The 24,447-nt window shown below is 69.4% G+C and carries 27 protein-coding genes; 1 reads left to right on the forward strand and 26 read right to left on the reverse strand.

Annotated features, from left to right (window positions below):
* Positions 1 to 76: 76 nt before the first annotated feature.
* The 25 genes from Actob_RS41245 to Actob_RS41365 all read right to left on the reverse strand — a co-directional run bounded on the left by Actob_RS41245 (position 77) and on the right by Actob_RS41365 (position 22,313).
* Positions 77 to 298 carry a hypothetical protein gene (locus Actob_RS41245; RefSeq protein WP_284917388.1) on the reverse strand — a complete coding sequence of 74 codons (222 nt, stop codon included), beginning with the start codon at positions 296 to 298 and terminating at the stop codon, positions 77 to 79.
* The gene (locus tag Actob_RS41250; protein WP_284917389.1) at positions 295 to 1,641 is read right to left on the reverse strand and encodes a hypothetical protein; all 1,347 of its coding nucleotides are present in this window, start codon (positions 1,639 to 1,641) and stop codon (positions 295 to 297) included. The genes Actob_RS41245 and Actob_RS41250 overlap by 4 nt, the downstream gene beginning before the upstream one ends.
* A gap of 187 nt (positions 1,642 to 1,828) precedes the next feature.
* Entirely contained in the window at positions 1,829 to 3,871 is a 2,043-nt protein-coding gene (locus Actob_RS41255; protein WP_284917390.1) for a flagellar biosynthesis protein FlhA, read from the reverse strand.
* A 148-nt stretch (positions 3,872 to 4,019) separates the two neighbouring features.
* The gene (locus tag Actob_RS41260; protein WP_284917391.1) at positions 4,020 to 5,111 is read right to left on the reverse strand and encodes an EscU/YscU/HrcU family type III secretion system export apparatus switch protein; all 1,092 of its coding nucleotides are present in this window, start codon (positions 5,109 to 5,111) and stop codon (positions 4,020 to 4,022) included.
* A 51-nt stretch (positions 5,112 to 5,162) separates the two neighbouring features.
* Entirely contained in the window at positions 5,163 to 5,927 is a 765-nt protein-coding gene (locus tag Actob_RS41265) for a flagellar biosynthetic protein FliR (RefSeq protein WP_284917392.1), read from the reverse strand.
* A 1-nt stretch (position 5,928) separates the two neighbouring features.
* Complete coding sequence (gene fliP / locus Actob_RS41270) at positions 5,929 to 6,885, reverse strand: flagellar type III secretion system pore protein FliP (protein WP_284917393.1); 957 nt, start codon at positions 6,883 to 6,885, stop codon at positions 5,929 to 5,931.
* A gap of 4 nt (positions 6,886 to 6,889) precedes the next feature.
* The gene (locus Actob_RS41275; protein WP_284917394.1) at positions 6,890 to 7,327 is read right to left on the reverse strand and encodes a FliO/MopB family protein; all 438 of its coding nucleotides are present in this window, start codon (positions 7,325 to 7,327) and stop codon (positions 6,890 to 6,892) included.
* 11 nt (positions 7,328 to 7,338) lie between these two features.
* Positions 7,339 to 8,103 (reverse strand): flagellar motor switch protein FliN, encoded by a 765-nt coding sequence (gene fliN, locus Actob_RS41280; RefSeq protein WP_284917395.1) that lies wholly within the window; start codon positions 8,101 to 8,103, stop codon positions 7,339 to 7,341.
* Complete coding sequence (locus tag Actob_RS41285; RefSeq protein WP_284917396.1) at positions 8,100 to 9,050, reverse strand: flagellar motor switch protein FliM; 951 nt, start codon at positions 9,048 to 9,050, stop codon at positions 8,100 to 8,102. The genes fliN and Actob_RS41285 overlap by 4 nt, the downstream gene beginning before the upstream one ends.
* Positions 9,051 to 9,162: 112 nt before the next feature.
* Positions 9,163 to 9,618, reverse strand: a complete 456-nt coding sequence (locus tag Actob_RS41290; protein ID WP_284917397.1) for a flagellar basal body-associated FliL family protein — start codon at positions 9,616 to 9,618, stop codon at positions 9,163 to 9,165.
* A gap of 20 nt (positions 9,619 to 9,638) precedes the next feature.
* A complete protein-coding gene (locus Actob_RS41295; protein ID WP_284917398.1) occupies positions 9,639 to 10,700 on the reverse strand; it encodes a flagellar motor protein MotB in 1,062 nt (353 codons plus the stop codon).
* Between the two features lie 4 nt (positions 10,701 to 10,704).
* On the reverse strand, positions 10,705 to 11,496 hold the full coding sequence (locus tag Actob_RS41300; RefSeq protein ID WP_284917399.1) for a flagellar motor protein: 792 nt from the start codon (positions 11,494 to 11,496) through the stop codon (positions 10,705 to 10,707).
* 1 nt (position 11,497) lies between these two features.
* Positions 11,498 to 11,749 (reverse strand): flagellar FlbD family protein, encoded by a 252-nt coding sequence (locus Actob_RS41305; RefSeq protein ID WP_284917400.1) that lies wholly within the window; start codon positions 11,747 to 11,749, stop codon positions 11,498 to 11,500.
* A gap of 254 nt (positions 11,750 to 12,003) precedes the next feature.
* Positions 12,004 to 13,260, reverse strand: coding sequence for a flagellar basal-body rod protein FlgF (gene flgF, locus Actob_RS41310; protein WP_284917401.1), 1,257 nt, complete (start codon positions 13,258 to 13,260; stop codon positions 12,004 to 12,006).
* Between the two features lie 50 nt (positions 13,261 to 13,310).
* Positions 13,311 to 13,754, reverse strand: a complete 444-nt coding sequence (locus Actob_RS41315) for a flagellar hook assembly protein FlgD (protein ID WP_284917402.1) — start codon at positions 13,752 to 13,754, stop codon at positions 13,311 to 13,313.
* Positions 13,755 to 13,895: 141 nt separating this feature from the next.
* Positions 13,896 to 14,384 carry a hypothetical protein gene (locus Actob_RS41320; protein WP_284917403.1) on the reverse strand — a complete coding sequence of 163 codons (489 nt, stop codon included), beginning with the start codon at positions 14,382 to 14,384 and terminating at the stop codon, positions 13,896 to 13,898.
* Positions 14,385 to 14,391: 7 nt separating this feature from the next.
* Positions 14,392 to 14,754, reverse strand: coding sequence for a response regulator (locus Actob_RS41325; protein ID WP_203743354.1), 363 nt, complete (start codon positions 14,752 to 14,754; stop codon positions 14,392 to 14,394).
* Positions 14,751 to 15,236, reverse strand: a complete 486-nt coding sequence (locus tag Actob_RS41330) for a chemotaxis protein CheX (RefSeq protein WP_284917404.1) — start codon at positions 15,234 to 15,236, stop codon at positions 14,751 to 14,753. Before Actob_RS41330 ends, Actob_RS41325 begins: the two co-directional genes overlap by 4 nt.
* Complete coding sequence (locus tag Actob_RS41335) at positions 15,233 to 15,628, reverse strand: response regulator (protein WP_284917405.1); 396 nt, start codon at positions 15,626 to 15,628, stop codon at positions 15,233 to 15,235. Before Actob_RS41335 ends, Actob_RS41330 begins: the two co-directional genes overlap by 4 nt.
* Complete coding sequence (locus Actob_RS41340; RefSeq protein ID WP_284917406.1) at positions 15,625 to 16,470, reverse strand: CheR family methyltransferase; 846 nt, start codon at positions 16,468 to 16,470, stop codon at positions 15,625 to 15,627. The genes Actob_RS41335 and Actob_RS41340 overlap by 4 nt, the downstream gene beginning before the upstream one ends.
* The gene (locus Actob_RS41345; protein WP_284917407.1) at positions 16,467 to 17,642 is read right to left on the reverse strand and encodes a protein-glutamate methylesterase/protein-glutamine glutaminase; all 1,176 of its coding nucleotides are present in this window, start codon (positions 17,640 to 17,642) and stop codon (positions 16,467 to 16,469) included. Before Actob_RS41345 ends, Actob_RS41340 begins: the two co-directional genes overlap by 4 nt.
* Before the next feature lie 13 nt (positions 17,643 to 17,655).
* Entirely contained in the window at positions 17,656 to 18,528 is an 873-nt protein-coding gene (locus tag Actob_RS41350) for a hypothetical protein (protein ID WP_284917408.1), read from the reverse strand.
* On the reverse strand, positions 18,528 to 18,965 hold the full coding sequence (locus tag Actob_RS41355) for a chemotaxis protein CheW (RefSeq protein ID WP_093619555.1): 438 nt from the start codon (positions 18,963 to 18,965) through the stop codon (positions 18,528 to 18,530). The genes Actob_RS41350 and Actob_RS41355 overlap by 1 nt, the downstream gene beginning before the upstream one ends.
* 1 nt (position 18,966) lies before the next feature.
* Positions 18,967 to 21,330 (reverse strand): chemotaxis protein CheA, encoded by a 2,364-nt coding sequence (locus Actob_RS41360; protein WP_284917409.1) that lies wholly within the window; start codon positions 21,328 to 21,330, stop codon positions 18,967 to 18,969.
* Between the two features lie 284 nt (positions 21,331 to 21,614).
* The gene (locus tag Actob_RS41365; RefSeq protein WP_185038054.1) at positions 21,615 to 22,313 is read right to left on the reverse strand and encodes a response regulator transcription factor; all 699 of its coding nucleotides are present in this window, start codon (positions 22,311 to 22,313) and stop codon (positions 21,615 to 21,617) included.
* 394 nt (positions 22,314 to 22,707) lie between these two features.
* On the opposite strand from Actob_RS41365, the gene Actob_RS41370 reads away from it, so the two are divergent.
* Positions 22,708 to 23,367 carry a CAP domain-containing protein gene (locus Actob_RS41370; protein ID WP_284917410.1) on the forward strand — a complete coding sequence of 220 codons (660 nt, stop codon included), beginning with the start codon at positions 22,708 to 22,710 and terminating at the stop codon, positions 23,365 to 23,367.
* 13 nt (positions 23,368 to 23,380) lie between these two features.
* Here Actob_RS41370 and Actob_RS41375 read toward each other — a convergent pair whose 3' ends face one another.
* Positions 23,381 to 24,403: a UDP-N-acetylmuramate dehydrogenase gene (locus Actob_RS41375; protein ID WP_284922504.1), complete on the reverse strand. Its 1,023-nt coding sequence runs from the start codon at positions 24,401 to 24,403 to the stop codon at positions 23,381 to 23,383.
* Between the last annotated feature and the right edge of the window lie 44 nt (positions 24,404 to 24,447).

Below are 24,447 nucleotides of genomic sequence, written 5' to 3' on the forward strand. Positions count from 1 at the left end.
GTCGGCGCCGGCCATGGCCGGCGCCGACTCGCGTGCGCGCACTGGCAGCTCTTCCCCAAGGCACCAGTGCGTTCGTTCAGTCCATCTTCTGCGGCTCGACCGTCGTGGCCGGGGTTTCCTCGGTGACGCCGTAACCGGCGGTGACGAACCGGAAAGCGGCGAGCAGCACCGCGGCGATCGGCACCCCGATCAGGAACCGGATCAGCACCTGGGTGAGGTCGAGCTGATCGAACAGCAGCCGGTACCACGCCGGCAGACTGATCAGCAGCGCGAACACCAGCACCGACGGTCGGATCATCGGCGGGCCGCGCGGATCGCCCGGCGTGGCGACGCGGCGGCCGGCATCACCTCGGCGGCGATCCGGGCGCAGAGCATCGCGGCCCAGGCGTGCGGGGTGGCCGGCTTGCCGTCCAGCGAGAAGATCGGCACGTCCAGCCCGAGCACCGACGCCGGGTCCGAGGTGAGCTCCACGCTGTGCACCACCAGCGCCTCCACCTCGCCCAGACTGAGCAGGTGGCGGGCGGTGTCGGCGGTCTTGCGGGTGGCGTCCACGACGGCCCAGAGCGCTGTGGCGCCGAGCGCGTCGCACATGTCGTTCACCCAGAACTCGTCGGTACCGCCGACCGGCGCGTCGATCACCACGATCCACGGGTGGTCCGAGGTCTGCAGCTTGTCGGCGCGCGACTCGGCGGCGTCCCGGCTGGAGATCAGCCGCGACGAGTGCAGGCCGGTGCCGGCCGTCGACGGCGCCGCCAGCAGCAGGTGGGTCTGGTCCACGTGGACCTGTTCCAGCAGATGCTTGGCGATCGGTACGGCGGTGTGCACCTCCCCGGCCAGCACCAGGATCTCGCCCGGGCCGTCCGGGATGCCGGGCGCGGCCGGCCGGGAGGCGAGCACGCTGAGCACCCCGGCGTAGGTGTCACCACCGGTGATCTGGCGGGCCATCTCCTCGGGCATGCCGACGGTCATCAGGTTGGTCTGCACCGGGTCGAGGTCGTCGGCGGCGCGCGGCCGGGTCGCCTTCGGCTTCGGCGCGGGCGGCGCCGGAGCCGGCGCGGCGGCCGGGGCGGCAGCCGGGGCCGGGGCCGGCTCCGCGTCCTCCGCCAGGCCGTAGACCTCGGCGGCGGAGCGCACCGGGGCCGGTGGCGGCTGTTGCTGGAACGCGGCCCGCGGTGGCGCCGCGCTCGGCTCGGCGGGCCGGATCGGCGCCGGGGAGACGGCGGCCGGGGAGACCGGCGCCGGCCGGTCCGGCCGGCTGGACCGGCTGGGCAGGGCGGCCGGCAGGCTGGGCCGGTTGCCCCCGTTGACCGGGGACTCGGACGCGGTGGCCGGGGTGAACGGGCGTACCCCGGCGGCGTCCGGATCGGCCGGCTGCCGCACCCGATGGCCCTGCCGGTGCGCCTCGCCCAGATGGCTGGCCACGTCGAGGCCGGCCATCAGCTCGGCGAACGCGGCGCCGGTGTCGCCCAGCACGGCCTCACGCGCCTCCGGCCGGGCCGATGCTCCCAGGTTCGGGATGCCCGGCCGCCCGGGCGGTGGGGCCGGCGGCACGTCGCCGGTGAACCGGTCCCGCGACTCGGCCCGTTCCAGGAGCCGTTCCAGCGGGTTCGCGCCGTTCTCGGCGACGGTCTGTTGCGCCATTTTCTCACTGTCCTCGTGTGCGTCCGGTACATCCAGAACGTCCGGTACCTCTACGGAGACTTCGTAATGCTGCTTCGCGAAGAAGCCTCCGATGCCACCGCTTCGTACTTTGTCGGCGGAGATGATCCGGACGCGCGAGCCGTACTCGTCACGTACCTGTTCCAATAACGGCTCGATGGCAGGTCCCTCAAGCAGCACCCGCGTAGGCACCGTTCACCACCCCTATCGTCTCGATCTGTGCGGTGGAACCAGAGATTTCGCTGTACGACAGCACCTGCACCCGGCGCGAGCCGGCGCGCAGCAGTCGCATCAGCGGCAACCGCAACTGTGGCGAGCAGGCCAGGACCGGGTTGAGGCCCTGCTGCTCGGCGGCCTCGGCGAGCCGGCTGGCCTCACTGACGATCGCCTCGGCACGCATGCCGTCGATCGCCATGAAGGCGCCTGTCTCGCTGGGCCGGAGTGATTCGAGCAGGCTCTGCTCGAGCATCGGGTCGAGTGTGATCACGGTGAGCCGGCCGGCGGTCGTGTACTGGGCGGCGATGGCCGGGCCCAGGGCACTCCGCGCGGCCTCGACCAGGCCGTCGTGATCCATCGACAGTTTGGCGCGCAACGACAGCGCCTCGAAGATCCGGACCAGGTCCCGGATCGGCACGCCCTCGTCGAGCATCGACTGCAGCACCTTCTGGATCTGGCCGAGGCTGAGCAGCCCCGGGGTCAGCTCCTCGACCACCACCGGGTGGGTGCGCTTGACCATGTCGGCCAGGGCGCGGACGTCCTCCCGGCCGAGCAGCCGGCTGGCGTTGCTGCGGACCACCTCGGCGAGGTGCGTGATGATCACCGAAGCCCGGTCCACCACCGTGGCCCCGGAGAGCTCGGCCTGGTAGTGCAGCTCGGCCGGGACCCACTTGCCGGCCAGGCCGAAGACCGGTTCGACACCGGCCCGGCCGGGCAGCGCCTGCAGCCCGTCGCCGATGGCCAGCACCGTGCCGGGCGGCGCCTGCCCGGTTCCGGCGTCGGTGCCGGAGATTCGGATCGCGTACGACGACAGCGGCAGGTCCAGGTCGTCCCGGGTACGCACCGGCGGCATGATCACCCCGAGTTCCAGGGCCATCTTGCGGCGCAGCGCGCGCACCCGGTCGAGCAGGTCACCGCTGCTGGCGTCGACCAGGTCGACCAGGTCCGGGGCGAGCGCCAGTTCGAGCGGGTCGATCCGCATCTCGCCGAGCAGCGACTCGGGCGAGTCGGCGGCGGGCATCTCGACCGCCTCGGCCACCGGCGCGATCTCGGCCGGGACCGGCTCCTTGATCCGCTGCGCGATCACCAGCACGCTGACGCCGACCAGCAGGAACGGGACCTTGGGCAGGCCCGGGATGACGCACAGGGCCAGGGCGGCGCCACCACCGATGCGCAGCGCCAGCCGGTTCTGGCTGAGCTGGGCCGTGACGCTCTGGCCCATGTCGCCGGAGGTGGCCGAGCGGGTCACGATCAGACCGGTGGAGACCGAGAGCAGCAGCGCCGGCACCTGGGAGACCAGGCCGTCGCCGATGCTCAGCATGCTGAACTGGTTCATCGCGTCGGCGGGCGCCAGGCCGTGCTGCACCACGCCGACGGCGAAGCCGCCGATCAGGTTGATCAGGGTGATGATGATGGCCGCGATGGCGTCGCCCTTGACGAACTTGGAGCCACCGTCCATCGCGCCGTAGAACTCGGCTTCGGCGGCCACCTCGGCGCGGCGCTTCTTGGCGCCGTCCTCGTCGATCAGGCCGGCGTTCAGGTCGGCGTCGATCGCCATCTGCTTACCGGGCATCGCGTCCAGGGTGAACCGGGCGCCGACCTCGGCGACCCGCTCGGCGCCCTTGGTCACCACGATCAGCTGGACGATGACCAGGATCGCGAAGATGACCAGGCCGATGACCAGGTTGCCACCGACCACGAAGCTGCCGAACGCGTGGATCACCTTGCCGGCGTCGCCGTCGCGCAGCACCAGCCGGGTCGCGCTGATGTTGAGCGCCAGCCGGAACAGCGTCATCACCAGCAGCAGCGCCGGGAAGACCGCGAAGTCCAGCGGCTTCTCGACAAACATGCTGGTCAGCAGCACCAGCAGGGCCACCGTGATGTTGACGGCGATGAGCAGGTCGAGCAGGAAGGTCGGCAGCGGAACGACCATCATGATGATGATGCCGATGACCCCGAGGGGCACGGCGAGCTTGCTCAGGTTCCGCTTCTTCACGACACCTTCCTGGCATGGGCAGTCCGGCGGCCATCAAGGTCCCGGTCGCCCGCCGACCCGGCGTGTCACTGGGACCCCTGTGGCACCGCCACGCCCCGATCTTCCCCGGTTACTGGGCGCTACGTGAGTAAATCTCCTGAAATTTCGGTTAGGTCATTGCCGGCGTGGGGTGGGGATTGCGGTGCAGGCCGGCCGCCGAGCCCTTCGCCTTGAGGCTCATCACGAACGCCAGCACCCGCGCCACCGCCCCGAAGAACTCCGCCGGGATCTCCTGTCCCACCTCGCACCCGGCGTTGAGCGCCCGGGCCAGCGAGACGTCCTGGACCATCGGCACCCGGTTCTCGGTGGCCAGTTCCCGGATCTTCGCGGCCAGCGGGCCCTTGCCCTTGGCGACCACTCGCGGGGCGCCCTTCTCCGGCTCGTAGCGCAACGCCACCGCGACGTGCACCGGGTTGACCACCACGACGTCGGCCGTCGGCACGTCGGCCATCTGCCGGTTGCGTGCCATGGCGAACTGCCGGGCCCGGATCTGGGCCTTGATCAGCGGGTCACCCTCGGCGTTCTTGTTCTCCTGCTTGACCTCTTCCTTGGTCATCCGCAGTTGCTTCTGGGTACGCCGGCGCACCACCAAGTAGTCCGCCCCCGCCATCGCGATACCGGCGACCGCCGCCGCCCGGATCAGCGACAGCGCCGCGTCGGTGACGATCGACAGCAGCGCGGCCAGCGGCAGCCGGCCCGCGGACATCAGCTGCGGCACGATGTCCTTCATCGTCATCCACAGCACCGCGCCCAGCACCCCGGTCTTGACCAGCGACTTGGTCAGCTCCCAGAGGGCGTGCGGGCCGAGCATCCGCTTCAGCCCGGGCCACGGGTTGAGCCTGTTGAACTTGGGGACGAACAGCTTGGTCGCCACCCGGATGCCGCCCTGCGCACCGGCCGCGGCGATGCCCACCGCCATCATGGTCAGCGCCAGCGGCAGCACCGTCCAGGCCGCACTGAACAGGCCCTCCTTGAACATCGACAGGGCCCGGCCGGGATCCGGATCCGCTATCGTCTCCGGCACCTTGGCGATCATTTCCTCGGCGTGCTGCATCGCCTTGGCCAGCGTGCGGGGCAGCATCACGCTGGCGGCCAGCATGCCGAACCAGGCACCGAGGTCCGGCGTACGCCCGATCTGGCCCTCTTGCTTGGCCTTCTTGAGCTTTTGCGCTGTCGGTTGTTCGGTCTTCTCGCCGGACATCTACACCCCCCTAGGTCGTGCCCCTGAGCCCGGCCGAGTGCGAGACACGCGCTAGCCGCCGCTGAGCCGGACCACCGCCGTCACCGCCCGCTCGACCAGCGTGTGCAGCGCGCCCGGCAGCATCGAGACGGCCAGCCCGGCCAGGGTGACCAGCAGGAAGATCTTGATGGGGAAGCCGAGCTGGAACGCGTTCAGCGCGGGCGCCACCCGGTTCAGCAGGCCGAGCGCCACGTCGGCGAGAAACAGCACGCAGACCAGCGGCCCGGCGATCTGCAGCGCCGCCACGAACATCTCGCCGACCCCGCTGACCAGCAGCCGGCTGAACGTCTCGAAGGAGAACGTGCTGTCCAGCGGCAGGGTGCGGAAGCTCTGCAGGAAGCCGCGCAGAATCAGCTGGTGGCCGTCGCTGGCGAACAGCAGGGTGATCGCCACCAGGTTGTAGAACCGGCCGAAGATCGAGCTCTGGCTGAAGCCCAGCGGGTCGTACGCGGTGGCCAGGGTGAACCCGCCGAACAGGTCGAGCATGTCACCGGCGGCCTGCAACGCGGCGAACAGCATCGCGGTGACGAAGCCGAGCCCGACCCCGACGAAGATCTGCATGATCACGCTGGCGATCAGCGCCGGCGTCTCCAGCGACGGCAGGGTGCCCCGCAGGTACGGCGCCATCGGCAGCGCCAGCCCGACCGAGAGCAGCGCCTTCACCGGCCCGGGGATGAGCCGCGAGTTGAACGGCGGGCAGATCACCATCCACGCACCGGTCCGGCAGGCCCCCAGCAAGATCGCCAGCAGCTCGGCGATCGGCACGTTGACGTTCATCTCAGGTCCGGTACGACCCGACCAGCGCCGTAATGATCAATCCCCACCCGTTGACCAGTACGAACAGCAGCAACTTGAACGGCAGCGCGACGGTCACCGGGGGCAGCATCATCATGCCCAGCGACATCAGCGAGGCGGAGACCACCAGGTCGATGATCAGGAACGGGATGAAGATGACGAAGCCGATGATGAACGCGGCCCGCAGCTCGGAGAGCACGAACGCGGGCACCAGCGTGGTCAGCGGCACCGCGTCCCGGTTCGCCGGCTTGGCCGCGCCGGACACCTTGATCAGCAGGCCCAGTTCGTCCTCGCGGGTGGTCTTCCACATGAAGTCGCGCAACGGCTTGATGCCGTCCGTGAAGGCCTGCGACTGGGTCTTGTCGCCCTTCAGGTAGGGCTGCACGCCCACGTCGTTCATCTGCGACACGGTCGGGCCCATGATGAAAAGGCTCAGGAACAGCGCCAGCCCGGCGATCACCTGGTTGGGCGGCATGGTGGTCAGGCCCAGCGCGTTGCGGGTGATCCCGAGGACCATGAAGACCTTGGTGAAACACGTGCAGAGCAGCAGCAGCGCGGGCGCCACCGAGAGCAGCGTCAGGCCGAGGACGATGACCAGGCTGGAGGCCGGGCGGCTGCCGTCGGGGTTCGTACCGTTGATGTTGAGGTTGATGCTCGGCGGCGACGTCTTCGGCGCCCGCGGCACCTTGCGCTCGACCGGTTGTCGCCGCGCCGCCGGGTGGGCCGGCGCCTGCGGCGCTTCCCGCGGTACGGCCATCGGCGCCGCCACCTCGGCTCCGGGCGCGGCGTGCACCGGGGCGGGCAGCGTGAACGCCAGTCCGGCACCCACGAACAGCAGCAGGATCGCGCGTCGCAGGGCCCGCCCGGCCCGCCCCCCGCGGCCCGCGCCCGCGATGTCGTCCGCCGGCGCGCGGCACTGCCGTTCGGTGCAGTCGGTCATGGCGCTATTTCCTCGTCGTTCGCTCGCGCAGAAATTCGAGGGTCGAGACCCAGGTCTTCGGCGACAGGATCGAACCGTGCTGCCCGGGACCGGTGGGCGCGGCCGGGTGCCGCCCGGGCAGCGTGGTCCCGTCCGCCTCGATCAGCTCGGTCGGCTCCAGCACCAGGTGATCCCGGTGCTCGTGCGGCCTGGTCTCGAACAGGTCGAGCTCGGCCTCGCCCAGGTAACTGATCTGCCCGTCGGTGACCCCGAGCACCATGGCCCGGTCGGCCACCCGGACCACCGCCACCGACGCGCCCCGGGTCAGCTGCTGCCGGTTGAGCACCGCCAGATGGCCGTGAGCGCTCTTGCCGAACGGGCGCCGCAGCGCCCGGGCCAGTCCCCACATCATGAACAGCACGATGAACAGGGAGAAGCCGACCTGGAGGAGGAGCCGGAACAAGGTGGTGACTCCTACTCGACGCCCGGCGCGACGATCTCGGTGATCCGGATGCCGAAGTTCTCGTCCACCACGACCACCTCGCCGCGGGCGATCAATCGGCCGTTCACCAGCAGGTCGGCCGGGCTGCCGGCGGCCCGGTCCAGCTCGACGATCGCACCGGGGGTGAGCGAGAGCAGCTCCCGCACGCTCATCCGGGTCCGGCCGAGCTCGGCGGAGACCTCCATCTCCACGTCGTGCAGCATGTCCAGCCCGCCGCGCCGGCCCACCGCCGGCGCGCTCCGCTGGGCCACCCCGCCGCCACCGGTCGCCGCGGCGACCAGCGGATCCTCGCTGGGCCACGGGCTGACCGAGAGGGCCAGCACGGCCCGGACGTCCTCGTCGTCGCGCAGCGGAATGGCGACCGAGCCCTCCTTGGCGGCCAGCGCGCTGATCGCCACCTGCGGCTCCATCACCTGCCCGGGGTCGAGGACCACCGGCCCGAAGACCCGGGAGGCCGCCTCCAGCGCCGGCCGGACCGCTGCGGTCAGGTCCAGCTCGCCGAGCGGGCTCTCCTTGAGCGCGTCCGCCAGGTCCTGGCCGACCACGACGACCACCTCGCCGGTGGCCGCTCCGCTGAACCGCGCGGTGACCGCCTGACCCTCGATCACCGTCCCGGCGTCGGGGATCACCGGATCGCCGGCGACCAGGGCGCGGCTGGTGGGCAGCACGGCCAGCGCGGCCTCGGCCGCGTTCCGCGCGAGGATGAGCTGCGGCGCGGTGATGGTGGGGGCGGTCATGAGCGGCCAGACTCCTTGGACTCGTTCTCGTGGGGCGACGGCACGACGAGACAGGCGAGCCGCGCACCCTGATTACCGGGAACGGCATGCGCGAAGACGATGTCGTTCACGGTCACCTCAAGCGGCCGGCTGGTCAGATGCCCGAGCGGCACGACGTCACCCGGACGTAGATCCACGATGTCATCGGTACGCATCCGGATGGGCTGGAATCGCACTGCTACGTCGATCGGAGCCGCGGAAAGTCCGGCCGTGAGGTTGCGCAGCGCCCGGTCCTTGGCCTGTCGCTCGGCGACGCTGAGCACCACCGTCTCGGTCCGGGAGAGCACCGGCAGGATGGTGTTGAACGGCAGGCAGATCGTGGAGATGCACTCCTCGGCGCCGATCTTGGTCTCGAACGAGGCCACCACCACCGCGTCGCCGGGCGCGTGCGCGCGCAGGAACTGCGCGTTGTACTCGATCTCCTTGAGGACCGGCTGGATGTCCACCAGGCTCTCGAAGCCGTAGCGCAGCTCGCCGAGCATCCGCTCGATCAGCCCGCGCAGCAGCGGCATCTCCACCTCGGTCAGCGGCCGTTCCGGCTGGGAGCCGCCAGGTCCGCCGAGCATGTGGTCGATCGCGGTCATCACCGCCGACTGGGCGATCTCGATCAGCACCGTGCCGGGCAACGGATCGAGGGTGACCACCCCGATGATCGTCGGGTTGGCCAGCGACGCCACGTACTCGTCGTAGTTCAGTTGCTCGATGGAGATCAGCGAGACGTTGCTGACCGCGCGGAGCCGGGTGGTGAGCAGGGTGCCGCAGCTGCGTGCGTACGTCTCGAACGCGATCTGCAGGGTGCGCACGTGCTCGCGGGAGAGCTTGATGGGACGGCGGAAGTCGTACGCCGTCGGCCCTCCACCTTGGCCGCGGCGCGAGATCTTGCCCGGGGTGCGTGCGGTGGTGGTCACGTCGTCCTGATCGGCGGACTTAGCGAACCGCTGAGCCCCGGGCCCGCTTTATGCCCTTAATACACGAATGGGCGGGTCTCCCGGAGGAGACCCGCCCTGCCGTCGCCGGCTGTTACTGCGTGACGAACGAGGTGTAGTAGATGTCCATGACCATCTTCTTGTCTTCCTCGGTGTAGGCCTTGACCAGCTTGGCGACCAGTTCTTCCTTGAGCTTCTCGCGGCCCGCGTCGGTGGAGAGCTCGGCCACCGTCTTGCCGGTGTACTCGTCGATCGCCAGCTCGTACGCCTCGCTCAGGTCGACCGCCTCCTCACCGGACTCCTCGGTCTGCTGCAGGGCGAAGCCGAGCTTCAGGTAGTGCCCGTCGGCCAGGTTCACCGTGATGGTGTTCTCCGCCGCCGTGACGATGCCCTTGACCGGCGCCTTCGCCTCGGCCTTGTCGCCCTTGAGCATGAAGAACGCCCCGGCGCCACCGCCGCCCAGCACGACCAGCGCCGCGGCGATCACGATCATCATCATCTTCTTCGACTTCTTCGGCGCCTCGGCGGCCGTGTCCTTCTCGTCTGCCATCAGAACTCCCCCCGGTCAGTTCAGTTACGCGTGTCAGCGGTGATGAGCGTGCTGTGGTCGGTAGTGCTGTCGGTGCCGGTCGTACCGGAGGCGTTGGCCGCCTCCACCTTCTTGGCCGCGGCCTCCGCGGCGGCCTTGGCCTCCGCGGTGGTCTGGCCGGCGTGCAACTTCGCGTCGCTGCCCGCCGCCGAGGGCAGCAGCGCCGCCTGGTCGGCCGTGAGCATGGTCAGCACGACCACGTCCACCCGGCGGTTCATGGTGATCGAGCGCGGGTCCTTCGGGTCGATCAGCGGCTTGGTGTCGGAGAAGCCGACAGCGCTCAGCCGCTTCTTCGGGATACCGTGCCCGGTGAAGTACCGGACCGTGGTGGAGGCTCGCGCCGCGGAGAGCTCCCAGCCGCTCGGGTAGTACTTGGTCTTCGCCTTGAGCTGGTTGGTGTTGCCGTCCACCTCAATGTTGTTCGGCAGCTTCGCCAGCGTCGGAGCGATTGCGCTCAAGATCTTTTCGCCGGTCGGGCGGAGGTCCGCCCGGTCGCCGGCGAAGACGACCTCGTTGGTCACCACGGTGATCACCAGACCGCGCTGGTCGATCGTGAACTTCACGTTGTTCAGCAGCTTGGCGGCCGCCAGGGCGTCCGAGATCTTGTTCTCGATCGCCTTCATGTCCTCGGCCTCCTTCGCCGCCTTCTCGGCGTTGGCGGAAGCCTTCTTGCGGTCCTCGGCCTGCATGGCCCGGTCGACCGCGGCCTTCTCCTTCTGGTTCAGGCCCTCGGTGCCCGAGGTACCGTCACCCGGGTTGGCGCCCGGGTCGATCTGCACGATCTGCGCGTTGTTCGAAGCGCCGTCCAGCGGGGCGTAGTTACCGGTGAAGGCAGCGCTCTTGGAGCCGAAGCTCGCGGAGAGACCCTGTGCCAGCTGGGCGAACTTCTTCTGGTTGATGTCACTCATGGAGAACAGGACGACGAAGAGAACGAACAGCAGGGTGAGCATGTCGGCGTACGACACGAGCCAGCGCTCGTGGTTGACGTGCTCCTCGTGCTCCTCGTGGCCGGCCTTCTTGCGCTTGCCACCACCGGAACTCATCGGATCAGGCCGCCTTCTTGGAGGAGGCCGCGGCCTCAGCCTTCTTCATCTCGTCCGGCGGGAGCAGGCTGCGCAGCTTCTGGGCGACCAGACGCGGGTTGGAGCCGGCCTGGATCGCCAGGACGCCGTCGATCACCAGCTCCATCTCCTCGGCCTCGACAGCGCTGAGCCGGGACAACCGGGCCGCCATCGGGAGCCAGATCAGGTTGGCGCTGAGCACGCCCCACAGGGTGGCGACGAACGCCGCGGAGATCGAGTGGCCCAGGGTCTCGGGCTTGTCGAGGTTCTCCAGCACGTGCACCAGGCCCATGACCGTGCCGATGATGCCGATCGTCGGGGCGTAACCGCCCATGTTCTCGAAGAACTTCTTGGCCGCGTTGTCGGCCTTCTTCTTCGCGCCGACCTCGGCGTGCAGGATGTCGTGCAGCTCGTCCGGGTCGGTGCCGTCGATGGCCAGCTGCAGGCCCCGCTTGAGGAAGGGGTGCTCGACCGTCTTGACCGCGTCCTCGAGCGCCAGCAGACCCTCGCGGCGAGCGCGCTCGGCCAGCTTCACGACGTTGTCGAGCAGCTGGGTCGGCGGCGTCACCTTGGCGGTGAAGGCCTTCTTCAGCGTGCCGACGAAGCCGGTCGCGTCCTTCAGGACACCGCCGGCCATGGCGGCGGCGAAGCCACCACCGAAGACCAGCAACATCGAGGGAACCAGGAGGATGGAGGCGGGCGAGCCGCCCTCCAGGATCTGGACGGTGAAGACGATCACCAGTCCGGCGAGCACTCCGACGATGGTTGAGATGTCCATGTCAGCGGTCCTTCCGGTGCAGCGGGAGCACCTTGGCGTCGAGCTCGTCGTCAGACGAGGCAGGGGCGGCAGCCACGGGCTCGGGCTCCATACGACTTGCTTGGGCGATCAGCGAGGCGCGGTAGTGACGCACCGAGTCGATGAACTCGGGTACCGACTCGGCGATGACGTACTTGGTGCCGTCCACCAGCGTGACGACCGTGTCGGGCGTGCAGTCCACACGCTCGACCAGGTCCGGGTTCAGCGCGAACACGGCACCGTTGATGCGAGTTACGAGGATCAAGACTGTCCCGTCCTTGGTTCGTCCTTGGCTGGTGAAGGCCGTCCGTTGCCTTCGCCTAGTACTTCGGCCCGACCTCGGTTGCCGATGAGATCGAGCCGGTCGCGGTTCGGGTGCGAGCCGCGGCGTTTCCTCGGTCGCTTCCCGCACCCTCAGGCCGTGCCTAAGCGACGGCGGCCGGGGCGGGCCGAAGCCCACCCCGGCCGCCGGCCGAGAGACTGCTGCTACTAACGCTTCATGCTGACGAGCTCTTGGAGGAGCTCGTCGGAGGTCGTGATGATCTTGGAGTTCGCCTGGAAGCCGCGCTGGGCGACGACGAGGTTGGTGAACTCCTGGGCGAGGTCGACGTTCGACATCTCCAGGGCACCACTGATCACCTGTCCCATGCCCGCCTGACCGGGCTGCCCGACCTGGGCGTACCCGGAGTTGACGGTGCTGCGGTACAGGGAGTTGCCGACCTTCTCCAGGCCGTTGACGTTCTTGAAGGTGGCCATGGCGACCTGCCCGAGCGTCTGCTTCAGGCCGTTGCTGTAGACGCCGACGATCTCACCGGTGTCCGACACGGTGTACGCCAGCGAGGTGAGCGCGCCGGCCGTCTGGCCGTCGACGTTGAAGACGCGGGCGTCGTCCTGCCCCGAGTACATGGTGAGGTCGGCCATCTGCAGGTCGTAGTTGCCGATCGTCATCTTCCCGTCGGCGTTGAGCTTGCCGTCACCGGGAACCGGGGTGTTGGTGATGATCGTCTTGCCGCTGCTCAGATCGAGTTTCCCGGTGGCGCCCGGGATGTAGGCGCCCGTCGGGTCCTTGAGCTTGATGTCCCACGTCGTCGCGGCCGCCGGCCGCACCGTGCGGGAGAACTCGGCGGTGACGGTGCTGGCGGCGCCCTTGTCGTCGAAGACCTTGATCGGGATGGTGACGGTGTGCGTGGTGGCCAGCGGGTCCTCGGGGAGGTCGCTGGTCAGGTTGCCCTTGACGGTGATGTTCTTGGTCGCCGCGGGCGGGATGGTGGCGCCGATCGGCATCTTGATGTCGCCGGGCTGACCGCCCGCGTTGACCACGCCGTCCACCGCCGTCCAGCCCTGCACCGGCTCACCCGTCGAGGTGACCAGCATGCCGTTGGCGTCGAACGAGAACGAGCCGGCCCGGGTGTAGAGCTGCTCGTTGCCGCTGCGGGTGATGAAGAAGCCGTCACCCTGGATCATCATGTCGCCGGACTTGCCGGTGGTCTGCGCGGAGCCCTGGCTGAAGTTGGCCGAGACGCCGGAGACCCGGACACCGAGGCCGACCTGGGCCGGGTTGGTGCCACCCATGCCGCCCTGCGGCGAGCCGGCCGCGCCGGTCATCTGGCTGAGCGTGTCCTGGAACTGAACCTGGGACGCCTTGTAACCCACCGTGTTGACGTTCGCGATGTTGTTACCGGTGACGTCCATCATCTGCTGGTGCGCGTGCAGGCCACTGATACCGGAGTAAAGAGAACGCAGCATGTAAGGCTTTTCCTTCGCTTGTCAGGAGCGGAAAGAGAGGGATTACGGAACTAGGCGGTCTGCTGAATCTCCGTGACCTTGGACAGCTCTACATCCGTGTTCCCGACCTTGAGCGTCGGTTCGCTGTCTCCGTTGAGCTTCGCCGCGGACACCACTCCGGTCTGGTACTGACCGGTCGGGTCCATGTACGTGACGGTCTTGCCGACCAGCGCGCTGGCGTTCATCATGCGCTGGCCCTTCATCATGCTGATCATGTCTTCCAGCTTCTCGACCTGCGTGAACTGCGCGGTCTGCGCCAGGAACTGGGTCGAATCAGCGGGATTCGACGGGTCCTGGTACTTCAGCTGGGCGACCAGCAGCTTCATGAAGGTGTCCTTGTCGCCAAGATCCTTCTTGCTGGATGCCTGTTTCGTGGCTTCGGCCTTCTGGGCCGCGGCGGCTGCCTGCGCGGCGTCCGACGAGGCGCCGGAACCGCCGATTCCAGAGGTCGTCATTGACTTCTCCTGTCCCTTGGCAAGCTCAATCTAAGCTTCGGCCCGGGCGCGACATTGCTTAGCCACAAATTTGCGGGCCCGCCGATACCGGCGGGCCCGCAAGGAACAATCTTCGATTTTTTCGCGCCCGAACGCCAACCCTCAGGGCGCCAGCGACAGGCTGAGCTTGCCCTTGCCGTACCGGTTGACCTCGACCATCAGGTCCAGCCGGCGGCCGAGGGCGAGCAGCACCGCGCGGGCGTCGCCCGGCAGTTCCATGCCCGGGTAGATCACCTGGTAGAGCTTGACGTGCGGCGCGCCCTCCTTGTTGAGCAGGCTGGTGAAGATGTTGCACAGCTCGAAGACGTTCTCCGCCAGGTTCGGGAAGAGCTGCTTCTCGTCGATGCTGTCCTCCGCCGCACCGGCCGGCAGCAGGCCGAGCGCGGCACCGGCGTTCGCCGCCAGGCTCAGCTGCATGCCCATGGCCGCATAGATCTTCTGACCGGCGTCGGTGAAGATCGCGACCGTGGCGGTCCGGATCTCCTCCGCGCTGAGCGGGTCACCGGGGCTGACGGTCACCTCACGGCCGAGGAGGTCCTCGAACAGGTTGCGTACGGCTAAAGAGCCAGGAAGAACCGAGACGTCAGACATGTCGCAATCATCCCAAAATAGGAGCGAAAACTTCGTCGAATCGCTCAGCGGTGAAGGGCTTGACGATGAAGAACGCCGAGCCGGAGGCTTCGGCGGCCGTCTTCATCTCGGGCGTGCACTCCGAGGTGACGAAACCGAATTTGACGTTGTTACCGGCCGCCCGGAGCTGCCGTAGCACCTCGATACCGGTCATACCGGGCATATTCCAGTCAGAGATGACCAGATCCGGCTTCTCCGCCGTGGTCTTGTCGAAGGCCTCCTGGCCATCGGCCGCCTCGACCAGGTCATGGTCGCCGAACCCGGCCTGCCGCAGGGTACGGACAACGATCTGCCGCATCACCCGGCTGTCATCGGCGATGAGGATCTTCATGCACCCTCCTCCTTCGTGTCGGTGCTGCTCTGCCACATCGAAATGGACACCGGCTCGCCTTCCCAGAGTCCATAGACGCCGCTGATGCGTTCGGTGTTCGGATAACGCGCCGAGCTCTCCGGCGCGAGCACCACTTGCGGGAGCGACAACTGCGCTCCCGCCGGAAGCATCGCCTTGACGTTGCCGCCCACGATGTTCGCCAGTTCGCCCAGGGTGTCGGAGATGTCCTCCTCGCTGACCTCCTCCAGCTCCATGGCCAGGAAGGCGGCCGCGGCGCGCTTGGCGGCGGCCCGGGAGGACGCGTACACGACGTGCCCGCTCCACGACCCGGTGATCGACACTGACGAATGCACCTCGGAGGGCTGATTCTCGTCGTACGTCTGCATCAGGGGGCTGACACCCTCCGGGTCGAGGTACGCCTCCCAAACCTGCTCCACCATCTCAGCGAGGTCGTTCTCGTCCACCTCGACTTCGACACTCATGAGTTCGCTCCGGTCGGCACGAGGCCCAGCAGGGCCAGTTTTTCGATCATGGCGCCCTCGGTGAAGGGCTTGATCACATATTCGTGAGCGCCCGCGGCGAGCGCCCGGACGATCTGGCTCTGTTCGCTCTCGGTAGTGACCATCACCAGGGTCATCTCCCGCAGCCGGGGTTCCGCCCGGACCTTCATGACGAACTCGAGCCCGTTCATGTTGGGCATGTTCCAGTCGATGAGGGCCAGCGCGGGCACCTCGGTCATGTCAGCGAGCAGGTCGAGCGCCTCCTTGCCGTCACCGGCCTCCACCGCCTCGAAGTTGAGCTTCGTGACGATGCGCTTGAGGATCATGCGCATCGCGCGCGAATCGTCGATCACCATGGCGCGCATCGGCGTCATCCCCTCCTTCCGGCGCCCGCGGGCACCGCGTTACGGACTCGGTAGGCGGACGTGCGGCCCGCGGCCACCCGCTCGTAGTTGTCGTCGATCCCGATCGTGGTCTCGGCCGCGCCGAGGAAGAGCCAGCCGTCCGGCCGCAGGATCTTCGCGGCGTTCTGCAGCACCTGCCGCTTGGTGGCGACGTCGAAATAGATCAGGACATTGCGCAGGAAGATCACGTCGAACGGCTGCATCGGCGGGAACGGCGCGGTCAGGCTCATGTGCTTGAACGAGACGCTCTTGCGCAGTGCCGGGATGACCCGCCAGTGCGCACCGGCCCGCTCGAAGTACTGCACCAGCTGGGTGGCCGGCAGACCGCGGTTCACCTCGACCTGGCTGTACTCGGCCTTCTGCGCCCGCTCGACCATCGCGGTGGAGATGTCGGTGCCCTGGATCTCGTACGACCAACCGGCCGGCAGCGCCTCCTGCAGCGTGATCGCCAGACTGTACGCCTCCTGGCCGCTGGAGCTGGCCGCCGACCAGAAGCGCAGCTTGCGGGCGCTGGCCCGGGACTTGATTAGCTCCGGCAGCACCACGTCGGTGAGCGCCGAGAACGGCTCCCGGTCCCGGAAGAACGAGGTCTCGTTGGTGGTGAGCGCGTCGATGATCTTCCGCTGGTGCTGCGGGTTCGGGCGCTTCTGCAGATCCGCGATGAAGTCGTTGACGTTCGGCGCCCCGACCGCGCGTGCCACCGGGATCAACCGGGCCTCGACCAGGTATTCCTTGCCGGGCGCCAGCACGATGGACGCCTCTCGCCGCACCAGGTTGGCGACGAACGTGAACTCCGCCTGGGACAGGGTCATCGGACCACCGCCGCGGACCGGCCCATCCGTACCCGGTTCAACAGCGCACCGGCGATCCGGTCCAGCGGCAGCACCTCGTCCGCCAGACCCGCGCCGACCACGGCGCCGGGCATGCCCCAGACCACCGAACTCGCCTCGTCCTGCGCCAGGATCTCGCAGCCCGCGTCGCGTAGCACTTTCGCACCACCCCGTCCGTCTTGTCCCATTCCAGTGAGCACCGCGGCGAAAGCGGTGCTGCCGTACAGCGCCGCCACCGACCGGAACATCACGTCCACGGCGGGGCGGCAGGAGTTCTCTTGCGGTGCGTTGCTGAGCTGGGTCAGCGTCGAGGTACCGCGCCGGTTGAAGACCAGATGCCGGTCACCAGGGGCGATGTAGACCGTGCCGGCGGCGAGCTCCATCCCGTCACCGGCCTCCACCACCTTCAGCGGGATGCTGCGGTCCAGCCGCTCGGCGAACATCTTGGTGAAGACCGGGGGCATGTGCTGGGTGATCACCACCGGCACCGGCAGGTCGCCCGGGAGACCGAGCAGCACCTTGGTGAGCGCGTCCGGGCCGCCGGTGGACGAGCCGATCGCCAGGATGTCGATCCGGCCCTGCGGACCGCGGCGGGCCGGCACCGGGGGGCGGGCCGGGACCGGGCCGGCGGTGGCCGGGCGGGCGAGGCCGGCCGGCGGCAGTCCGGGGCGTCCCGGCACCGGACCCGCGCCGGGCCGCAGACCGGCCGCCGGAGCGGGACCCCGGGGCGGCGCGCCCGGTGGCGGGCGGCGGCGACCGCCGAGCGCCTGGATCTTCGGTACGAGCTGCTCCCGCACCGCCGCTATCGACTCCTTCACCGACCCGACGTTGCTCGGCTTGGTGACGTAGTCGGTGGCACCCGCGGAGAGCGCCTCGAGGGTCGCCGTGGCACCCGCGGCGGACAGCGTGCTGAACATGATCACCGGCAGCTGGGCGTGCCGTTTCCGCAGCTCACGAACGGCTTCGATACCGTCCATCTCCGGCATCTCGATGTCCATGGTGATCACGTCGGGCTTGAGCTGGTCGATCTTGGCCTGCGCCAGCAGGCCGTTCGCCGCGGTGCCGACCACCTGGATGCCCGGCGCCTCCCCGAGAGCGTCGACGATCAGCCGACGGACCACCACGGAATCGTCGACGACGAGAACCGAGATCATTCGACCACTCCCTTCAACCGAGCCAGGCCGGACCGAGCGCCGCCACGACCGGTGCGAGCAACCGGTGCGCCGTCGCGGTGTCCAGCAGATCGCGGACGACCAGCGCCTGAACGGCGCCGCTGAGCATGTTCCAGACCCCACCGGCCCGATCGGCCAGCGGAATCCCGGCCGTGTCCACCGCCTGCACCAGCAGCATCTGCGCTGCGGCGGCGGTGCGGACCCGGTCCGACAGGTACGCCGCCCAGGACGCCGAGTGCACGGCGGGCGACCATCCGGCGGTGTTGCGCCGGGCGTCGTCGGCTGCCGTCGAAACCCGCTCCCGATCCTCCGGACGCAGCGTGCGCAGCCGGTCGAGCAGGGCGGAGACGGTGTAGTGGTGCGGGCCCAGATCGATCGGGGCACCCGCTGGCAACTTCTTCATCGCCGACACCCAGCCGGCGCCGAGGCGCCGGCGGCTGTCGTCGTCCAGCACCTCACGCAGGTAGCAGCCGACCGCCGCGTCGCAGAGCAGCGCGGTGGCGGAGGCCGCCTCCTCGGTCTGCCGCGCCTCGCGGCCGGTGCCCTCCCAGGTCCACGACATCACGTCGTAGCGCAGGCAGGTGAGCAGCGCGTCGACCGAGCCGATCGGCGCGCGCTCGACAAGGGCCAGATTGCCCGCCGGGTCGTCCTTCGACATGCCCTTGAGGTTGGGCATCCGGCGCGCGGCGCTCTCCACCTCCACCCAGAGCGGGCCCCGGACACCCTCGTCCGGGAGCCGCTCGGCGAGCACGGGCAGATCGGCGCGCTGCAGGCGCAGCCCGCGCAGCAGGACGTCGGCCGCCGCCGACCCGCCCTGCAGGCGGGTCAGGTCGAAGCCCAGGACGGGGGCACTGACCAGGCTGTACATCAGTTCGTGGCGCGGTACGTGTCGACCGCCTGATTGACGTCGAGAGCCAGCATCAGGCGCCCGTCCAGCTTGAACGTGCCGACCACCAGCTCCCGGGTCGGCCCGCTGAGCGTGTCCGGCGGTGGCTCGAAGGTCTCGTCGTCCAGATCGACCACCTCTCCGATCTTGTCCACCAGCAGGGACACCGGTTCCCCGTCGCCGCGCAGGATCACGTTCATCACCGGACCCTGCAGCGCCTGCCGGGCCAGCCCCAGCTGGACCCGCAGGTCGACCGCCGCGATCACCTGGCCGCGCAGGTTGAACAGGCCACCGACGGCCGGCGGCGCGAGCGGCACCGGGGTGTACTCGTTGTACGAGAGCACCTCCTGCACCGTGTGCACCTCCACCCCGAAGAGCTGGCCGTCCACCTCGAAGGTGGCGAACTGGCGACTCGCCATGTCAGGCCTCCACCAACATCTCGTCGGACGCGTCGGTGTAGAAGTTCGGGTCGGCCGCCAGGATGGCCCGGCGCACGTCGAGCAGCTCGGTGACCCGTTGCTGGATCACCGCGGTGCCGACCAGGCCGTCCTCCTCGGCGTCCCGGCGGGCCGTCGTCGAGTTCTCGGCGATGTCCACGATCCGGTCGACCACCAGCGCCACGCTCCGTCCGCCCTCGCTGTAGACGACCACCGACACGGTGTCGCCCTCCAGCTCCTCGCCGTACGCCCCGAGCAGGTGCGACAAGCGCACCAGCGGGAGGATCTGCCCGCGGTACTGGACCACCTCGCGGGAGCCGGCGTGCTCGATCCGGTCCCGCGGGAACTCCTCGAGCCGGGTCACGGTGTCCAGCGGGATCGCCACCCGGCGCTCGCCGACGGCGGTGACCAGCAGGCGTTCGGTGCTGCCGGTGCCGGCGCCGCGCTTCTCCGCGACGTTCTCGCGTTCCGAGTCGACGGCCAGGTGCGAGCGGCGGGCCAGCGAGGAGACGTCCAGGATCAGGCCCACCTTGCCGTCGCCCAGGATGGTCGCGCCGGCGTACAGGCCGATGTCCTTGAACCTGGTGTTCAGGGCCTTGACCACGACCTCCTCGGTGTTCAGCACCCGGTCCACGACCAGGCCGAACCGCCGGCCGTCGGCCTGCAGCACCATGATGTAGACGCCCTGGTCGCCGCCGACCTCCAGGCCGAGCGCGCGGTCCAGGCGGACCAGCGGGAGCAGCTTGCCGCGCAGCCGGTAGACCGGCGCGCCCGAGGCGTACTCGACCTTGGTGGTCTGCCCGTCCACGAAGACCAGCTCGAGCACCGCGACCTGGGGGACCACGTACCGCTGGTCGCCGCAGTCGACGGTGAGCGCCTGGATGATGGCCAGGGTCAGCGGGATGGTGAGGCGCCAGACAGTGCCCTCGCCGGGCGTCGAGTCGACGCTCACCGCGCCACCGATGTTCTCGATGTTGGTCTTCACCACGTCCATGCCGACGCCGCGGCCGGAGACGTTGGTGACCTTGGCGGCGGTGGAGAAGCCGGGCTGGAAGACCATCGCCATGATGTCGCGCTTGTCCATGTTCGGCACCTGCTCCGGCCGGAGCAGCCCGTTCTCCACGGCCTTCTGCGCGATCCGCTCCACGTTCAGGCCGGCGCCGTCGTCGGCCACCTCGACCGCGACGTGCCCACCCTCGTGGTACGCGCGCAGCGTCAGGGTGCCCTCCGGGTTCTTGCCCGCGGCGATCCGGCGCTCCGGGTCCTCGATGCCGTGGTCGACAGCGTTGCGCACCAGGTGGGTCAGCGGGTCCTTGACCGCCTCCAGCAGGCTCCGGTCGAGCTCGGTCTCCTTGCCCTCCATCACCAGCTGGACCTGCTTGCCGAGCGAGTTGCTCAGGTCCCGGATGACTCGGGGCAGCTTGGACCAGATGTGCTCGATGGGCTGCATCCGGGTCTTCATGATGCCCTCTTGCAGCTCACTGGTGATCATGCCGAGCCGCTGGGCGCTGCGCACCAGACCGGAGTCACCGATCTCCATCACGCCGCGGACCAGCTGGTTACGGGCCAGGACCAGCTCACCGACCATGTTCATCAGGGTGTCCAGCAGGTCGACGTCGACCCGGATGGCGCTGTCCGCGATGCTCCGCTTCGGGGCCTGCGACTGCAGCGCCTCGTTGACCGCGGCCGGCTGCGTCTTGCCCTCCTCGAGCAGGATCGTGCCGAGCTTGCGCTCGTCGCCCTCGATCTGCTGCTGCAGCGCCGAGGTGACGTCGCCGGGCTGTGCCGCGCCGGCCTCGACCAGGATCTGGCCGAGCGGCTGCCGCTGCTCGGCGACCGGCTCCGGGGCCGGTCGGGTGGCGGCCGGCGCCTCCTCGACGGAGACCGGCGCCTCGGCCTCGGCGGCCGGTGCCTCGGCCGCCGGGGCGGCGGCCGGAGCGGGCGCGGCGGCGCCGTCGGCCGGCGCGTCCATCTGCGCCTTGATCCGGACGATCATGCTCTCGATGTCGACCTCGTCCTCGGTGCCCTTCTCCTCGATCGAGGAGAGCAGCGAGCGGACGCCGTCGATGCAGAGCAACAGAACGGTGATGGTCTCCGGGGTGACCGGCTGGACGCCGTCCCGCAACCGGGACAGCAGCGACTCACCGGCGTGGGCCAGCTTCTCCAGCCGGGAGAAGGCCAGGAACCCGCTGGTGCCCTTGATCGTGTGAATCGCCCGGAAGATACGCGAGATCAGGTCGCGTGAGCCCGGCTCCTGCTCGAGGCTCACGAGGTCCCGGTCGATCTGGTCCAGGTTCTCGTGGGACTCCATGAGGAATTCGCCGACGATCTCGCCAAGGTCTTCCACGTCAAATCCTCCTGCTCGGCTTCACAGCCCTCATCGACCCCTCCGCGCGCCAACTGAGAAAGACTCGCCCGGTACGCCGGGATGAACCCTTTTTCCGACCCGGTCCCGTGGTGCGCGGGTTAGCCGGTGTTGCGGAATCCGGCCGAGTGCGGGGCGAGGTCCAGGGTGTGGCCGGCATCGGTCGCGAGACGTCCGCACACCGGTGTCGCAGGTGGGCGGCTCGCGGACGCCGCCACCCACACCCTGGGCCAGGCCGCGGCGCCGGTCGGGTTCCGAAACACGGGCTAGGCCTCTCCGCCCGGGCGCCGGTAGCGGTAGCCGAAGCCGCGGACCGACTCGATGGGCGACTCGTCCGGATCGGACCAGCCGAGCTTGCGCCGCAGCCGCAGCACCGCGAACTTGACCCGTTCCTGACCGATGCCTGTCGGGTCGTCCCAGGCCTGGGTCAGCAGCTGGTTCGGCGAGAGCACCGCGCCGGCATGCCGCACCAGCGCGTTGAGCAGGCGGAATTCGGTCGGCGTGAGCCGCTTCTCCTCGCCCTTGACATAGACGCGACGCTTCGTCGGGTCCAGGTGCACCAGTCCGTCGTCGTAGATCTGGCTGGCCCAGCTGTTCTGGCCGCTGGACGACCGGCGCAGCAGTGCCTCCACCCGGGCCAGCAGCTCGTTGTTGGCGAACGGTTTGGTCAGGTAGTCGTCGGCGCCGCCGCGCAGGCCGCGGACCTTCTCGGCCTCCTGGCCGTGCGCGGTGAGCACCAGCACCGGCACGTCGGAGACGTCCCGGAGCCGTTCCAGCACCTGCCAGCCGTCCATCTCCGGCAGGCCGACGTCGAGCACCACCAGGTCGGGATGCTCGGCGTACGCCTCCTTGAGGCCGGAACGGCCGTCCGCGGCATGCGCGACCTCGTACCCGGCCCGGCTGAACAGCAGCCGCAGAGCGAGTGCGATGTCCGGGTCGTCCTCGACCACGAGTAGGCGACTCATCGTGTGCTCACCCTGCCCCCAACCCGTGCTCGCACCCGATTTCGGGCACGGTCGATCCCCACGCGCGACGACGCGCCGGGAAGTCGATGTCTTGCCTGGCACCGCCCACGCGACCGCGGACGGGAGAAATTCAACGGCGCAAAAACACCATAGCGTGATGTCATCGCCTATTTACGGACAGTGACAGTTTAGCGGGCAAAGGCCCGGCACACCGGCGGGTCCACAAGGATCAGCGGGCAAGATCCGCAGGCCGCCGCCGGGCCGCCATCCCTTCAGCTTGTCATTTCCGGTACGGCATTTCCGCCGTTCCGGGAAAGATGTGACACGGCGCGAAGTAAGGGGTCCGATATCCCTGGTGGACGAATCGCGTCCACCCGGATCCGAGAGGAAACCCGTGTTCGACAAGGTGGTACGCCGTGCGTCCGTGCTCGCGGCCGCGCCCGCGCTGCTCGCCCTGCCCGCCGCGCTGTTCGCACTCCCGCACGCGGTGCACGCCCAGGGACCGGTGATCCCCGGCCGGCCCGCCCCGGCGGTGATCCGTACCCATCCGGCGCCGCCGGCCACGTCACCCGGTCCGGCGACGGCACCGGGCACCCCGGCCGGGCGGATCACCCCGAACATCGCCGCGGCACCCGCCGGCGCGGCCACCCCGGATCCGGAGAAGGCCCGCGCCCGCACGCTGATGCATCAGGTCATCCGGCTGACCAACCGGGAGCGGGCACGGAACGGCTGTCCCCGCCTCGGGGTCGACCACGAGCTGATCCTGGCGTCGGTGGCACAGTCCTACTACATGGCCCGGACCCGGCTGTTCAGCCATGTCTGGCGGGACGGCTCGACGTTCGCGATGCGCGCCCAGCGGGCCGGTTACCGGGCACCGGCCGGGGAGAACATCGCCTGGGGATACCCGACCGCGGGCGAGGTGATGGCCGCCTGGATGGCCAGCCCCGGGCACCGGGCCAACATCCTCAACTGCGGGGCGAAGTCGATCGGCGCGGCCATCGTCTACGCCGCCGACGGCACGCCGTACTACACCCAGGTGTTCGGCTGGCGCTGAACCGGTTCGCCGGTCAGAGCGCGCAGCCGATCAGCACCGGCTCCGGATGCAGCTCGACGCCGAACCGGTCACGCACCCCGTCCCGGATGGTCCGGGCCAGGTCCAGCAGCGCGGCGGTGTCGCCGGTGCCGCGGTTGGTCAGCGCCAGCGTGTGCTTGCCGGAGATGGCCACCCCGTCGCCGGCGAAGCCTTTCGGGAAGCCGGCGTGCTCGATCAGCCAGGCCGCCGGGATCTTCACCGTCCCGTCCGTGCCCGGCCAGTGCGGCAGCTCGCCGCGGGCCGCTGTCAGCTCGGCGAAGAAGGCCGCCGAGACCACCGGGTTGGTGAAGAACGAGCCGACCGACCAGGTGTCCCGGTCCTCCGGGTCGAGCACCATGCCCTTGCCGGCGCGCAGCTTGAGCACCGTCTGCCGGGCCTGCTCGACGGGCACCCGGTCACCGGTCTCGACGCCCAGCTGGCGGGCCAGCTCGGCGTACCGGATCGGGGCCGACAACCCGTCCACGGCCAGCCGGAAGTCGACGGCGGTGACCAGGTAGCGGTCGTTGTGCTTGAACACGCTCGAGCGATACCCGAACCGGCACTCGTGCGGGGTCATCACGAGTTGCTCGTCCTCGATCCGGTCGTACGCGTGCACCGCCTCGATGGTGTGCGCGACCTCCTGGCCGTAGGCGCCGACGTTCTGGATCGGGGTGGCGCCGGCCGCTCCCGGGATACCGGACAGGCACTCGACGCCGGACCAGCCGCGCTCCACGGCGTACCCGACGAACTGGTCCCAGGGCTCGCCGGAGGCGACCCTGACCAGCACCTCGCCGGCCTCCTCGGCGACCACCTCGATCCCGCCGTTGCGCAGCAGCAGGACCTCGCCGGCGAAGCCGGCATCACCGATCACCACGTTGCTGCCGCCGGCCAGGACCAGCAGCGGGCGCCCCTGCGCGGTGGCTCGCCGCACCGCGGCGACCGCCTCGCCGGTGTCGGCAGCGGTGGTCACCGTGCCGGCCGGCCCGCCGAGGCGTAGCGTCGTGTACGCCGCCAGCATTCGGTCCGCGATCGGGGATGTGTCAGTCACGACGTTCACCCTAA

The sequence above is a fragment of the Actinoplanes oblitus genome (assembly GCF_030252345.1).
In the GTDB taxonomy this organism is placed as follows: Bacteria; Actinomycetota; Actinomycetes; order Mycobacteriales; family Micromonosporaceae; genus Actinoplanes; species Actinoplanes oblitus.